This is a genomic window from Streptomyces sp. Y309, from assembly GCF_056712025.1.
The window spans coordinates 3,467,522-3,481,134 of record NZ_CM160048.1 but is presented as its reverse complement, the minus strand read 5'-3'; the positions used below and the strand labels follow the sequence as shown (position 1 = coordinate 3,481,134).

Below are 13,613 nucleotides of genomic sequence, written 5' to 3'. Positions count from 1 at the left end.
CCATGACCCGCTCCCGATCCCTCGCCACCGCCACAGCCACCACCCTTACCGCGCTCCTCCTCCTGGCTCCCACCTCCACGGCCTGGGCAGACGACGAAGACCCCAGCGCACCCCCAGGCAGCACGTCGACCACCTCCCCACCCCCCGAGGTCGACTCCAACAGCCCCGGCCTGAAGCTGGCCGACGGGGCCACGCTCGCGCCCGCCAAGGTCCTCGACATCAAATCCGTCGTCGAGGACATGGGCGGCGAGGAGCGCCGCGAGGACACCAACACGGACGTGAAGTTCGCGCTCCAGGCGGAGGTCCTCTTCCCGAAGGACAGCGCCAAGCTGAACCCGGAAGCCAGCGCCCGCATCAGGGCGATCGCCGACGAGGCGAAGACCCAGAAGGCGACGGACGTACGCGTCTTCGGCTTCACGGACAACCTGGGTACGTACGCCCACGGCAAGAAGCTGTCGAAGGACCGCGCCGAGGCCGTCCACGACGAACTGGCGAACCACCTGGGCCCGCAGGTTACGTACGCCGTGCGTGGTTACAGCGAGGACTATCCGATCGCCGACAACGGCTCGGAGGAGGGCCGCAAGAAGAACCGCCGGGTTGAGGTGTCGTTCCCGCGTGGCGCCGCCGGCGCCCCCTCGGCGGAAGGCGGCCGCTGAGGCCGCTGCCGCCCGCGACGGCTTCGACGTAACTCCCTCCTGGGTGCTCGGCTTTACGGACAGTCTTCGTATGTACGCGCATGGCGTGAAGCAGTCCAAAGCCCGCGCGAATGCGGTGCACGGCAACACGGCAAACCGGCGGATTGCCTCGGCGACCGGAAAAGGTGGCAAGGAATCCACCTGCCGGGGTGGCCGGATGAGACGGCTGGCCGCGCCCGCCCCTGACCTGGCCTGAACGCTTGCTTGTACGCGTCCCGGCTCGCCCCCAGTATCGGCGGGGCACGTGGTGCTCAGTGCCGCCGTTCGATCTCAGGAGGGGAAGTCATGCCGGAAATCAAAAGGATCGACGTCAGTGTGCAGACGGGGGATCACGCCGAGGCAAGCACACACGGCTGGGTGTATCTGGGAATCGCCGGCCGTGAATTCCTGCTCGACGCCACCGGCAGGGACGACTTCGAGCGCAACAAGTCGGACAAGTTCGAGCTCGGCGGCGATACGCCGAACGTGGCCGACCCGGGCCGGAACGACCCCCGCAAGGACCCGCCGCTGCGTACGGAGGACCTGGACGACTTCCCGGTCTACATCCGGTTCGAGGGCGTGGACGACAAGGACAACTGGATGCTTGAGCGCGCCCAGGTCTGGGTGAACCCCCATCCGTCGGAGGGCGCTATCCGCTTCGACAACCCGGTCATGGAGAGCACGGACCCCGGCAGGGCGATCTGGCTGGGCAGGAAGTACGGCCAGCGGCTCTACCTCAAGCGGATGCGGTAGCGGTACTGGAGAAGGTGGTCGGCGCAACTCAGGCTGGGATGCGTCCGACACCGCCGTAGCCCATCACCTCGGTGATCTCCGTCGCGTCGTCCGGATGCCACTCGAAGAGCGGGACGAGGCCGGGGGCGACGAGGTCCATGCCGTCGAAGAACCGCAGCAACTGCTCGATGGTGCGGGGCTGGTAGGGCAGGGCTCCTGGCGCGGCGGAGTAGACCTCGCACGCGGCGATGATGGTGGGCGTGGGGATGTCGTGGCTGAGCATGAGGCAGCTGCCGGGGGCGAGGGGGGCGAGGAGGCGTCCGATGGTCTCGTGGGCCTCTGTGTCCGAGAAGTGGCCCAGGACGCTGCTGAAGGTCAGCATCACGGGCTTGGCGAGGTCGAAGTGGTCGACGACGTGGTTCAGGATGACGTCGGTGTCGCGCATGTCGGCGTCGATGTAGGTGCTCAGGGGCGGGTCCTGGTAGGCGCCCTGGTGGGCCAGGACGACGGGGTCGTTGTCGACGTACAGCACGCGGGCGTCAGGCTGGTGCCGACCGACGATGTGGTGGATGTCGGGCTCCAGCGGGAGGCCGGCGCCGAGGTCCAGGTACTGGGTGACTCCGGCTTCGGCTGCCGCCCAGCGGACGGTCCGGCGCAGGAACTGGCGGGCCGAGCGAGCGTCCGCGGTGATGCCGGGCGCGATCTTCTCGACCGCCTCCACGGCCTGGCGGTCCCGCTCGTAGTTGTCCTTGCCACCCTGGGCCGCGTTCCAGAACCGGGCGCTGCTCACGTCTCCGTCAGCGGTCGGCGGCTGCGGCTGCGTGGCGTGGTCGGCTATGGGCTCACCCATGGATGGACTCCTCAGAGGCTGTTGGCGGTCACCGGCAGAAGCATCTGCTTCCTGCGCAGGCACAGATGTTCCTGCGCACGCACAGATGCGTAGTCGCGAGACTACGGTTCCAGACGGGCCGGATCCCAGTGATTGCTGGGGCTGGTGAGGCCACTTGGGACGCGGACGCCTCAGAGCAGGTGGTCGGCCTTGCCGGCCTTGATGTCCTGGATGAGGGCGCGGAGCGCGTCACGGCTGTCGGTGAGGTACGTGTGCTCTGCGCCGGCGACGGTTATGTAAGCGTTGCCTTCGGGGTCGGTGCCTATGCGGAAGCAGTTGGCCCCCTCACCGCAGAAGGGGTCTTCCCAGTTGATGGTGGGCATCGAGGCTTCTCCTAGAGGTCGTGGGCGAGGCTGCGGATGAACTCGCGGGACGCGCCCGGGGTGAGCGCCACGGCCGCCGCCGCGTCGAGCTGGGCCCGGTACTTGCGGAGCTGCAACTCGGAGTCGATGAACTCAGGCCCGTGCGTGCTGTCCAGCTCCACGGTGTCGAGCTGAGTGACGGCCGACTCCACGTACACGACGGATTGTCCGGCACCCGGAAATCCGCCCGCTTTGAAGGGGATGACCCGCACCTCCGTGTCCGGCCACTCGGACACATGCAGGATGTGCTCCAACTGCCGCCGCGCGACGGCCGGTCCGCCGAACTCCATGCGCAGCGCGGCCTCGTGCACGATCACGTCGAGGGCCGGAGGCTCGGGCCTGGTCAGCACCTGCTGCCGGTCCATGCGATGAGCGACGCGTACGTCCACGTCGGCGGCGGGCAGCCGGGGGATAACCGCCTCGAACACGGCTCGTGCCCGCTCCTCGGTCTGGAGCAGACCCGGCAGGTGCACGGTCACCGCGATGCGCAGCCGCCGCGCGTGCCACTCCATCTCGGCGATGTCCAGGAAGCTCGGGGGCAGTTGCCCCGCGTCGCGGTACGCCTCCCACCAGCCCTTGCCGCGCTCGGCGGCCATCGCGGCCAGCGCGTCGACGAGCGCCTCGTCGACACAGCCGTAGTTGCACGCGAGCGTCCGCACGCGGTCCGGGCTGATGCCGGAGCGGCCGGACTCCATGTTGGGCAGGTTCGTCCTCGGTACACCGAGCAGCCCCGCGGCGTGCTCGGTCGTCATCCCGGCGGCAGTCCGCATCTTGCGCAACTCCGCACCGAGACGCCGCTGACGCTCAGTTGGTGAACTCCTCGGCGGCATACGCCCCTCCTACCCGGCCTGCAACGAGATCAGTTTGCCCGTGTCACTCGGACTCCGAGAGAAGGTAGTACACGTACTCCGTATGCTCTACAGTGAGTAACGCAACGCTTACTGCACGACGCAGTCGGAAGCGCATCGCGCGAGCCTGCCCGAGAGCAAGACGACCCCTCCTGCCCTGGGAGGTGGGCGGGCCCGCGCCAGGGAGACAGGCCACCGACGGCGCCGCCCCGCATCCGCACCCCACCGGAGGTTGGCCATGCCCTTGGCCGTAGCGACCGCCTGCCCCGACCGCATGGTCGACGACGACCTATCTGTCCCGGGGGTGGGCCTCGCCCCGACCCCCGACGACCTCGCGTACAGCCTCACACTCCCCGCGTCCCCCACGAGCCCCGCGGTCGCCCGCCGCATGACGGGGCTCGTCCTGAGGGCCCACGGCCTGCAGGACGTGACGGATGCCGCGGTACAAGTCGTGGCCGAACTGGCCGCCTGCGCATGCAGGTTCACGCCCGAGGACGAGGTGTACGTGTGCCTTCGCTACCGGGCCGGAGCCCTTCGCGTAATCCTCCACGACGGCCACCCGCGCCACACGAACCCCCGGCTGGCCGCGATCTGCGACGAGCGGCGCCGCGCGTCCCTGAACCTGATGGCGTGCGTGGTGCGCGCATGCGTGGGGGACTGGGGGTTCGACGAGGCGCGGCAGCCGGGCGGAGGGACGAGGATGTGGGCTGTGCTGCCGAGGGAGGGGGCGCGGGCGTACGGCGTGGCTTCTACAGCGGCTCGGCTGCCCGGAGCCTCCACGTGATCGTTGCTGCTTAGCCTGGAAGGGGGAGCGACGGCCGTCATCCGGTGAAGCTCCAAGTTGCATAGCCAGGTTGGGTTATGCAGGGAAAGCATCCGGAAGTGAAGCGGAATAGGTAACGCGATGCGCATCGTAGATCATTTCAGGGAACTCTGGTCGCCGAAGTTCGGGACTCCTCGTGGGAGCATACGGAGCTTTCTGGGGTCCGACGCGTATGCGGACGAAGAAGAGATCAAGGCCTATCTGCGGGCGGGGTGCAAGCTCTTGGCCGTGATGGGGAGTGCCGACGACGTCCTCACCCCGGGTGGAGACATTGCGGGCGGGGAGGATATTTACACGGACGGCGACTGGCTGTGGCGCGGTGATCTGTGGTTCTACGTGCGGACCTACCGTGTGCAGCTCCCCAACGCCTTCCTCGCCCATGCTCGGAACTTCGAATGCTGCATGCCGCAGGTGGAGCGCTCGAGGCTTCTTGAGATCTCGGACTACGTAGATGCGCGTTGGTGACTAGGGCGGAGAGTGAGCCCTCTTGCGTAGCTCGTGCAAGCTGAAGTAGCTGCCCCAAGCCATGAAGTCAGTCGGGGCCGGCTGTCGGCTGTGGGCCTGGTCGTCTTGATCGCACAGTTTCGGTCGCAGTCGAGATGCCGTGGTCGGCGTGAACGGTACTTCCTTTGAAGTCCTGTGTGCCGTGATGCCGAGTCCACAGGGCCGTAGAGCCTGCTGGCGTGCCTCTCGGGCAGTTTCGGCTGCAGCTGCGGCCTGCGTCGGCGGAATCAAGCCCCTTGCCTCCAACTGCGTTGCGCCTGCAACGCCGTGTGGGAAAGTATGTTCGAGGCACTACGTGACGTGAGTGGCTCATGCGCTTGTAGTGCCGACCTGGCTCGTCGCCGTTGGCGGCCCCGGCCGACCCGCCATGGCGACCGTGAGCGTCACTCGCACCACCGCCGGTGTCGAGGAAGACATCACCCTCACCCTCGGCTACGGCCCCGACGAAGCCGCACCCATGGGCGACATCCAGCCCCTCGCCGAGGCCCTGGCCGCCGAGCACGGGCTGACGCCGATCGACACCGCCCCTCTGCGCCTCGGGTCCGGCGCCGACCCGGCCCTTCACTATCCGTTGAGCGACGGCGGTGACGCCGTTGGGTGGGAGCGTCTGTCCGTACTCATGGGCCATCTCAAGGCCGCGTGAGTCAGCAAGGGCTTACGAATCCCCCTGGCCGGACCGGCGGGAACGAAGGTGTCGGGTCAGGGTCTCGAGGTCGGTCCAGGCGTCTGGACTTGTGCCGTCGCTCAGGCCGTAGTGCAGAGCCGGAGCAGAGGTGGGGCCGAGAGCGGTGGGGCTCAGGGGCAGGGGTGGGCGGCGGGCGTGGTGGAGGCCTATGGCTCGTACGTCCGTGGGGCCCAGCGTGAACGAGACGGGGATGGGCGCACCTTCGAGGTGGGCGGGAGCGGTGAGGTCTCGGCGGGCCCTGCGCAGGGTGACGAGCATGGCGCTCAGGCCCCGCCCGGCCACGAGTTCTTCGGCCAGCGCCTCCAGGGCGTCCAGGGGCGGGGGCTCGTCGGCCGCGTACCCGAGCGTGAGGGAGGCCTCCTCGGCGACACCGGTCCTGGTGCGGGTCACCCGCAGGTCGGCGATCGCGGGCCGGTCGGGGGCGCCGACAGCGAGGAGATGGCTCGGGGCCGGGGCGCGGTCACGGGCCAGTGCGGTCAACTGCCGGGGCGACCAGGGGAGGTTGACGGGCTCAGCGGTGCCCCAGCCGGCGGGCGCGGCGCCGGTGAGGTGGTGCCAGGCGGTTTCCAGGGAGCGGCCCAGGACGAGGTCGGCGTCGGGGGCGTGGAGGGTGCGCAGGGAGAGGGTGAGCTGCTGCTCGACGGGCGGTTCGGGCGGGGTGAAGGCCTCGGTCGGCACGGTCTCGCCGCCGTCGTCGAGGGTGGGCGTGAAAGTGCCCTCCCGCCAGTGCAGCACGGCGCCGGACAGCCCGTCGTAGCAGCCGCCTCCGGGGGTCTGCACCACCCAGCGGTTCGGCGGTCCGGTCAGGGCGGTCCGCAGCGGCAGGCTCAGGCGGGCGTGGGGTGGCGTGACGAGGTGCAGTGCCCTGCCCGAGTCGGCGGCCGCGCGCAGGACCGCGGAGAGCCAGGCGGTCAGGGCGATGACCGGCCGGTCGGCGAGGACGACGGCGGTGGAGTCGGTGAGGATGTCGACGGCGGGGAAGGTGCCGTTGGGCCCAGGGGCGACCGCGGTGCCGTCGGGCCCGGGGGCGTCCGTAGTGCTGTCCGTCGCGGGGGTGCCCGTGGTGCCGTCGCTCGGGGGATCGTCTGTGACATTGTCGGTCCCGGACTGCCCCGCGGCGTCGTGGCCGTGCAGGCCCGGGACATCGGCGGTCTCGACGACGCGAAGTGTCGAGGCGTCCGGCGGCCACGTGGTGCCGCCGAGCAGCAGCGTGAGACGGCCACAGAACGATCCGGCGAGGTCCGTGGCCTCGGGGACGGTGGTGACGGCACGGGTCTCCGTCCACCAGAACGGCACGTCGGGCACCGCGACTTGGGGACCGAGCAGGCGCTGCGCCTCGCCCGGCGTGTGGACGAGGACGGGCGCCTCGACGGAGACCAGGGGACGGCCGTCCGGGGTGCGCAGCTGGACGACCGCGCCGTCGGCGAGGGAGTGGACGCTCAGGTCGGGCCCGCCCGCGTGCAGCCCGGCCAGCAGTGCCATGGCGTCGGGCATCGCGAGGGTGAGGGCGATGACGTCCTTGGTCACAGGTGCTTCGTCGCTTTCGGTTCGTCGGGGGTTTCGGGGGCGTGGGCGAGGGCCGTCTGGATGAGCCGGTTGGGGTGGCCGCGGCGGACGAGGGTGCCTCGGCCGGGGGGTTGTGGGGAGGCGTAGAGGCCGGGGAAGAGCTGGCCTTCGGTGCGGTCGCCGCTCATGAGGAGGGTGGTGGTGCCGGTCTCGCGCAGGGTCGTGAGGAACGGCTCGTACAGGGCGCGTGCGGAGCCGGCGGTGCGGCGGGCGACGACGAAGTGCAGGCCGATGTCCTGGGCGGAGGAGATGTAGGGCAGGAAGGCGGCCAGGGGCTGCTGGCCGGCGGTGGTGAGGATGTCGTAGTCGTCGATGAGGATGACGATGTGTGGGCCGGTGAAGGCGGGTTCGAGGCTGGTCGCGTCGGGGTCGGCGGTCTCCGGGAGGCGCTTGTCGAGCTCGCCCGCGATGCCGGTGGCGAGCGCCGCGGCGAGCTTGGCGTTGTGGGCGTAGCCGCCGCGGTACGGCTCGGGGACGACGCCGCGCAGGCCGCGGCGCGGGTCGAAGACGCCGAAGACGAGTGCGTCGTCGCCGTGGCGGGCGGTGAGCTGCTCGACGATCAGGGTCAGCAGATTGGTCTTGCCGCACTCGTTGTCGCCGAGGATCAGCAGGTGCTGGTCCTGGCCGAACAGATCAAGGAATTGCGGACAGATGCTGTCCTGGTCGACGCCGATCGGCAATCGGTGCGGTTCGGCGTGGGCGGTGGGCAGGCCGGTGGCGGGGAGCCGGGTGGGCAGGACGCGTACGGGCGCGGCGAGTTCGCCGTGCCAGGTGGCGGCGACGGTGCGCGCCGCCTCGTCGAGGGCGGCGCCCAGGTCGTCGGTGCGCGGCAGGCCGTCGGTGCGCGGCAGGGCGGTCTGCGCGAACAGCTTGCCGTCGGTGAGCACGCGTCCCGGGGTGTCGGCGGTGAACGTCTCGGCGAGCTTGCGGTCGACCGTGGAGTCGGACGGGTCGTTCAGGCGCAGCTCGACCCGCGTGCCGAACATCGACTGGGTGGCGATGCGCACGTCGTTCCAGCGCAGCATTCCGGCGACGACGTGGATGCCGTAGCCGCCGCCGCGCTTGAGGAGTTCGGCGATCCGCTCGTCCAGCTCGTCGAACTCCTCGCGCAGCGCGCCGAAGCCGTCGACGAGCAGCACGATGTCGGTGGAGCCGAGCTCGGGCAGACCGCCCTCGGCCCGCAGCTGCCGCAGCTGGTCGAGGGAGTCGATGCCGTGCTCGCGGAACAGCTCTTCGCGCAGGGCGAGTTGGGCACTCACCTCGGCGACCGTCCGGGCGAGCCGCTCGTGGTCGGCCCGGGAGGCGACCCCGCCCACGTGCGGCAGCCCGGCAAGGGCCGACAGGCCGCCGCCGACGAGGTCGAGGCCGTACACGGCGACCTCGTCGGGGGTGTGGGTGAGCGCCAGGGACAGCGTGAGCGTGCGCAGCAGCGTCGTCTTGCCGGACTGGGGGCCGCCGATGACGGCCACGTGCCCGCCGGCCACGTTCAGGTCGAGCGTCCACAGCCCCTGCCACTGCCGGCCCGGGTCGTCCAGGACGCCGAGGGGCACGCACAGGCGGCCGGAGGCGCGGGTGAGGTGCAGGCCGCGTTCGGAGACCCGCAGGGGGCCCGCCGCGGTGTCCAGGGCGACCGCGTCCGGCAGCGGCGGCAGCCAGATGCGGCGCACCGGTGGTGCGGCGGTGGCGAGTCGGTCGACCACCGTGGACATCACGGTCGGCCCGGTCTCGCGCTCGCGCGACGGCGTCGGTTCCTGGGGGCGGCTGTCGCCGGTGGGGTCCGGCCCCGGGTTGTACGCCGGGTACGTCCAGGCGAGCGGCCCGGTGTCGGCGGCCGGGTCGGCCGCCGGTCCTCGATGGGCCCCGGAGACGTACCCCGCTTTGAAGCGTGTGTACGTGGACGTGTCCACCTTCAGATAGCCGAAGCCGGGCAGCGGCGGTAGCTGGAAGGCGTCGGCCGTGTCGAGGACGGTCCGTGACTCGTCGGCGGAGAACGTCCGCAGGCCGAGCCGGTAGGACAGATACGTCTCCAGGCCCTTCAGCTTGCCGGACTCGATGCGCTGGCTGGAGAGCAGCAGATGCACGCCGATCGAGCGGCCGATCCGGCCGATCGACAGGAACAGGTCGATGAAGTCCGGCTTGGCGGTGATGAGTTCGCCGAACTCGTCGATGACGACGAACAGGTGCGGCAGCGGCTCCAGGCCCCGGCCGGGCTCCCGGGCGCGCAGGGCGCCGTAGTGCCCGATGTCGGCGATGTTCCCGGCGTCCTTCAGGACCTGCTGGCGGCGCTTGATCTCGCCCGCGAGGCTGGTGTGGACGCGCTCGACGAGGTCGGCCTGGTTCTCCAGGTTGGTGATGACACCGGCCACGTGCGGCAGACCCGTGAAGGGCGCGAAGGTGGCGCCGCCCTTGTAGTCGACGAGGACCATCGCCAGGTCCTCGGGCGCGTGCGTGGCGGTGAGCGCCAGGACGAGGGTCCGCAGGAGCTCGCTCTTGCCGGAGCCGGTCGCGCCCACGCACAGCCCGTGCGGGCCCATGCCCAGCTCGGCCGACTCCTTCAGGTCGAGCAGCACCGGCTCGTGCCGGTCGTCGAGCCCGATCGGCACGCGCAGGAAGTCCCGTTCGGTGCGCGGCGCCCACAGCCGGTCCAGGTCCAGTGCGGCCGGGTCGTCGATGCCGAGCAGCGCCGGGAAGTCGACCGGCCCCGACACCGGGGTGCCCTCGGCGGCGGACTCCGCCGAGAGACGCAGCGACGCCAGCATCCGGGCGAGCCCCTCGGCGCCCGCGACGCTCACCTCGTCCGCGAGGCCATGCGCGACTGCGGCAGCGGCAGCGGCAGCGCCGCCAGCCGCCGACGTGCCCTCGGCCCTCGGCGCACGCAGATCCTCGACGGCGACATGATCGCCGTCGACGGTGATCCGCACGCTCACCTCGTCCGGCTCGTGGATCTGCCGCTCCAGCAGATGCAGCACCGTCACGCCCATGTCGCCGAGCCCCACCGCGGTGTCCGGGCGCGGCAGTTCCTCGGCCGTCTCGCCATGGGTGTCGCTCACCACAAAGAGACGGTCGGTGAGTCGCAACGCGTCCTTGCCGGACAGGCCGCGGCGCACCTCGGCCGCGTACGAGGAGCGACGGCGCAGGTCGGCGCCGCACAGCCGGGCGAGCCGCGCCACGTCGGGTGCGATACGCCGGGCGGCGACCGGCCCGTCGTACGCCTCCGGGTCGGCCGTCGGATCCTGCACGTGCGGCAGCCACTTCGCCCACTCCCACTCGGCGAGCCGCTGCCCCGGCACGCCGAGCGCGACGGCCAGGTCGTCCGGGGCGTGCGTCACGGCGCTCTGGATCAGCAACGCGCGGGCGACGCGCAGCACACCCTCACGGTCGCCGACGACGCTCACATTTCCCGCCCGGTCGAGCGGCACGGCCAGCGGGAAGTCGGGCGCGACGGCGAACCGCGCCTGCAGGGCACGCGCCTCGTTGAGCATGAACGGGTCGGGCGGCGTGAGCACCCCGCTCCCGGTGTGCTGCCCGATCACCACTTCCTGTACGGGTACGTCGCCACAGCCCACCCGCACCGCTAGGAAGTCCGCGTCGCCGCGGCGCCGCTCCCAGAGCCGGGCCGGGTCCCGTACGAGGTCGTAGAGCGCCTGCGGCGGCGGATTGAGGAGCCGCGCCCGCTGCCTCAACTCCCGCTCCGCGGCGCCGAGTTCGTCGCGCTGCTCCTCCACGTACTCCAGATACCGCTCGCGCTGCGTACGCCGGGTGCGCTGCGCCTTGCCGCGCTGCGACCAGAACAGGGCGACGCCGCCGAGCAGGGCGAAGACCAGCACGATGGCGCCGAGCGCGGCGAACTGGCTGTTGCGGATGACGGTCATCATCACGACCGAGCCCATGACGCCGGCCATCGGGAGCAGCGCGGTGGCGGCGTTGCCCATCTTGCCCTCGGGCAGGTTCGGGGGCGGTTCGATGGTGTGCCGGGCGGCGGCGGCCGGGGGGCGGGTGGAGCGGGCCGGGCGGTGTACGAGGCGGTGGGTCATCGCGTCCTCACTGCGGGGCTCATCGCACGCGCACCGCGCGCCGCATCGCCTCGGCGGCGAGGTGGACGGCGGCGTCACGGGCGGCCTTGCCGAGCTGGGGGCCGCGGATGGGGCCTCCCTGGGCGAGATGGCGGTCGTACGCGACGGGCACGACGGCCACTCCGGTCTCCCGCAGGTGTGCGGCGGCGGTCTTCAAGTCGAGTGTCATGTCCGGGGAGTTGGCGGTGAGGGCGACGACGGTGGTGGCCAGCGCGGAGTGCGGCAACTGGGCCAGCCAGTCCAGGACCAGGCGGGTGCCGTTCACGCCCTCGACGGTCATGGGGGCGACGACGACGCGGGCGTGGGCGGTGTCCATCGCCGTACGCGCCACCTCGCCGGGCAGGGTCTCGCAGTCGACGACGGTCACCGCGAAGTAGCGGCGCAGGGCGAGGGTCACGGTGCGGTACGTGGGTACGTCGAGGGGGGCGCCGACGCGGCCCTGGCTGGCGGGCAGGAGCCAGCCTCCGTCCGGCACGGGCACCAGGTAGCCGGTGATGTCGGTCAGTTGCATGGTCGGCGTCAGGATCCGCGCGAGGTCCGCGCAGGACCAGCGCACCGACTCCGCGCCGAGCCGCACCGGCAGCGTGCCCAGCGCGGCGTCGGCCTCCAGGGCGAGGACCGGGTCGTGCCGGTAGTGGTGGAACGTGCGGCTCAGCAGCGCGGAGACGGTGGTCTTGCCGACCCCGCCCCGGATCGACGTCACCGCGACGACGCGGCCGGTGGTGACCGGCTGCTGCACCTCCCTCGCGATCCGGCTCTCCTCCGTCACGTCCTGCGAGGCTGAGGTGACGAGCTTGCGCAGGGAGCGGCCGGTGCGGCGGGGGAGGGAATCCCCGTGCTGGGGGCGGCCGAGGGCGAGGGCGAGGCGGGGGTCGACTGTGGGGGTGGATTCGGGGGTGGGGGGCGCTCCGCGCAGGGGGGTGGGTGGGGCGCTCTTGGGCGCGGCCGGTTGCGTCGGCGCGGCGGCGGGGGTGGGCGCAGTGGCAGGGGTGGGCGCCGACGGCGGGGCCGAACCCCGGCCTGCTCCCGCACCCAACTCCCGCAGCAAGTCCCGCTGCCAGTCCCTCGCCTCAGTCATGTCGCGCGCCCTCACGCGAAGGTGTCGAGCAGTCGCCCGTACACACCGAACACCCCGAGGACCAGCGGAATCAGGGCGATGACGCCCAGCGACTCCACCGCGTCCCCGGCCCTGCGCAGCCGTACCCGCACGTGCTCGGCGGGCCGCACGGCCAGGACGAGGAGCGGGGCGAGCGCGAGCACGACGAGCAGCGCCAAGGGCCCGCCCGCCGCCCCGGACTCGCCGAGCCACACCCACACGAGCCGCCCGACAACGGCCGCCGCGGCCGCGAGCAGCGCGACCACCTCGACGATGAGGGGAAACGCCCGCGCGCGCAGGGCGAGCACCAGGGCGGCGGCTCCGGCGAGCAGCACCGCCCACACGGTCACCTCACGCAGGACGAGCACGCCGGCGGCCCCCGCGGAGACGGCGAGCGCGACGGTGGCGAGCGCGAGCCCGCGGTGGGTGGCCGCGAGGGCGCTCCCCACGTCGTACCGACTGACGGAGGCCCCACCCGACCGCCGGTCGTCGAGCCCGGAGAGCCCCGAGGCCATCAAGGCAACCCGCGGCAGCACGCCGAGCCCGACGACGGACACGACAACAAGCACGGCACCGACACGATCGACGTGCCCACCGCCCTGAAACCCAAGGACGACTTCCCACACGACGGCGCACCCGGCGAGGGCGCCACCCCCGACAACTCCACCCCGCCCCAAGGGCGTGAACCACCCGAGCAGCAACAGAACAACGACAAGAACCCCGGCACTCCCCGCCAACTGCGCGGCGCCGGACCAGCCGTTCGCACCCCCGAGCGTCCAGGCGCCGAAGACCCCGAGCGCACCCGCGACCCCAATGAGCGTGGCAGCGAGGCTGCGCCGCCGAGCCCGCCCGAGCAGCGCACCGCAGAGCGCGGCGACGGCACTCACGCCCAGCAACCCGGTCCCCACCCGGGAGTCGTCGAACTCCCCCCGGGCCAGCACCCCGGCGGCAAGAGCCCAAGCCCCGACGGCCACCCCACACACCACACGCCGGGCCCCCGCACCCCACCGCCAGGCCCGCACATCCACATCCTCGGCGGCCTCGTCGGTGACGTCGTGCACGACGGGCGCGGAGGGCGCGTCCTCGGCGCGCACAAGCCGCAGTACAGCCCCGTCGGCAACGCCGGCCGACTCCAGAGTGCTGTCCTGCGCGAGCGCGGACCCGTCGGCCGCCACGAGATACCGCAACTCGGGCCGCGCGCCCACCCGGTCGTCGAGCAGCCGCATCACCTCGGGCAGCAACAGCCCGACCGGCTCCTGGGAAGGCAGTACGAGATCCACCCGCCGCCGCTCCCCCACCAAGGTCACCCGGCTCAACGCCACTCGTCCCTGGCTACGGCTCATTGCCCCCGCAGATATCAC

12 protein-coding genes are annotated in these 13,613 nt (G+C 71.7%); 5 read left to right on the top strand and 7 right to left on the bottom strand.

Annotated features, from left to right (window positions below; translation table 11 throughout):
* Nucleotides 1-2 precede the first annotated feature (2 nt).
* Together AC0KTA_RS13385 and AC0KTA_RS13380 are read left to right on the top strand one after the other, a co-directional pair.
* Nucleotides 3-656: an OmpA family protein gene (locus AC0KTA_RS13385; RefSeq protein WP_481055348.1), complete on the top strand. Its 654-nt coding sequence runs from the start codon at nucleotides 3-5 to the stop codon at nucleotides 654-656.
* A 324-nt stretch (nucleotides 657-980) separates the two neighbouring features.
* Entirely contained in the window at nucleotides 981-1,427 is a 447-nt protein-coding gene (locus AC0KTA_RS13380) for a hypothetical protein (RefSeq protein ID WP_481055347.1), read from the top strand.
* A 28-nt stretch (nucleotides 1,428-1,455) separates the two neighbouring features.
* On the opposite strand, the gene AC0KTA_RS13375 is transcribed toward AC0KTA_RS13380, so the two are convergent.
* The 3 genes from AC0KTA_RS13375 to AC0KTA_RS13365 all read right to left on the bottom strand — a co-directional run bounded on the left by AC0KTA_RS13375 (nucleotide 1,456) and on the right by AC0KTA_RS13365 (nucleotide 3,487).
* The gene (locus tag AC0KTA_RS13375; RefSeq protein WP_481055346.1) at nucleotides 1,456-2,256 is read right to left on the bottom strand and encodes an SAM-dependent methyltransferase; all 801 of its coding nucleotides are present in this window, start codon (nucleotides 2,254-2,256) and stop codon (nucleotides 1,456-1,458) included.
* Nucleotides 2,257-2,426: 170 nt separating this feature from the next.
* A complete protein-coding gene (locus AC0KTA_RS13370) occupies nucleotides 2,427-2,618 on the bottom strand; it encodes a hypothetical protein (protein ID WP_481055345.1) in 192 nt (63 codons plus the stop codon).
* A gap of 11 nt (nucleotides 2,619-2,629) precedes the next feature.
* Nucleotides 2,630-3,487, bottom strand: a complete 858-nt coding sequence (locus AC0KTA_RS13365) for a helix-turn-helix domain-containing protein (RefSeq protein WP_481055344.1) — start codon at nucleotides 3,485-3,487, stop codon at nucleotides 2,630-2,632.
* 256 nt (nucleotides 3,488-3,743) lie between these two features.
* Here AC0KTA_RS13365 and AC0KTA_RS13360 point away from each other — a divergent pair, with 256 nt between their 5' ends.
* The 3 genes from AC0KTA_RS13360 (at nucleotide 3,744) to AC0KTA_RS13350 (ending at nucleotide 5,475) form a co-directional block, all read left to right on the top strand.
* Nucleotides 3,744-4,289 carry an ATP-binding protein gene (locus AC0KTA_RS13360; protein ID WP_481055343.1) on the top strand — a complete coding sequence of 182 codons (546 nt, stop codon included), beginning with the start codon at nucleotides 3,744-3,746 and terminating at the stop codon, nucleotides 4,287-4,289.
* A 120-nt stretch (nucleotides 4,290-4,409) separates the two neighbouring features.
* The gene (locus AC0KTA_RS13355; RefSeq protein ID WP_481055342.1) at nucleotides 4,410-4,793 is read left to right on the top strand and encodes a hypothetical protein; all 384 of its coding nucleotides are present in this window, start codon (nucleotides 4,410-4,412) and stop codon (nucleotides 4,791-4,793) included.
* A gap of 343 nt (nucleotides 4,794-5,136) precedes the next feature.
* Nucleotides 5,137-5,475 carry a DUF6177 family protein gene (locus tag AC0KTA_RS13350; RefSeq protein WP_481055341.1) on the top strand — a complete coding sequence of 113 codons (339 nt, stop codon included), beginning with the start codon at nucleotides 5,137-5,139 and terminating at the stop codon, nucleotides 5,473-5,475.
* A 12-nt stretch (nucleotides 5,476-5,487) separates the two neighbouring features.
* On the opposite strand, the gene AC0KTA_RS13345 is transcribed toward AC0KTA_RS13350, so the two are convergent.
* The 4 genes from AC0KTA_RS13345 to eccD are packed head-to-tail and all read right to left on the bottom strand — an operon-like array spanning nucleotide 5,488 to nucleotide 13,595.
* Nucleotides 5,488-7,044: a DUF6177 family protein gene (locus AC0KTA_RS13345; RefSeq protein ID WP_481055340.1), complete on the bottom strand. Its 1,557-nt coding sequence runs from the start codon at nucleotides 7,042-7,044 to the stop codon at nucleotides 5,488-5,490.
* Nucleotides 7,041-11,117: a type VII secretion protein EccCa gene (gene eccCa / locus AC0KTA_RS13340; protein ID WP_481055339.1), complete on the bottom strand. Its 4,077-nt coding sequence runs from the start codon at nucleotides 11,115-11,117 to the stop codon at nucleotides 7,041-7,043. The genes AC0KTA_RS13345 and eccCa overlap by 4 nt, the downstream gene beginning before the upstream one ends.
* A 19-nt stretch (nucleotides 11,118-11,136) precedes the next feature.
* Complete coding sequence (locus AC0KTA_RS13335; RefSeq protein ID WP_481055338.1) at nucleotides 11,137-12,234, bottom strand: CpaE/TadZ family protein; 1,098 nt, start codon at nucleotides 12,232-12,234, stop codon at nucleotides 11,137-11,139.
* Between the two features lie 11 nt (nucleotides 12,235-12,245).
* Nucleotides 12,246-13,595 carry a type VII secretion integral membrane protein EccD gene (gene eccD, locus AC0KTA_RS13330; RefSeq protein WP_481055337.1) on the bottom strand — a complete coding sequence of 450 codons (1,350 nt, stop codon included), beginning with the start codon at nucleotides 13,593-13,595 and terminating at the stop codon, nucleotides 12,246-12,248.
* Between the last annotated feature and the right edge of the window lie 18 nt (nucleotides 13,596-13,613).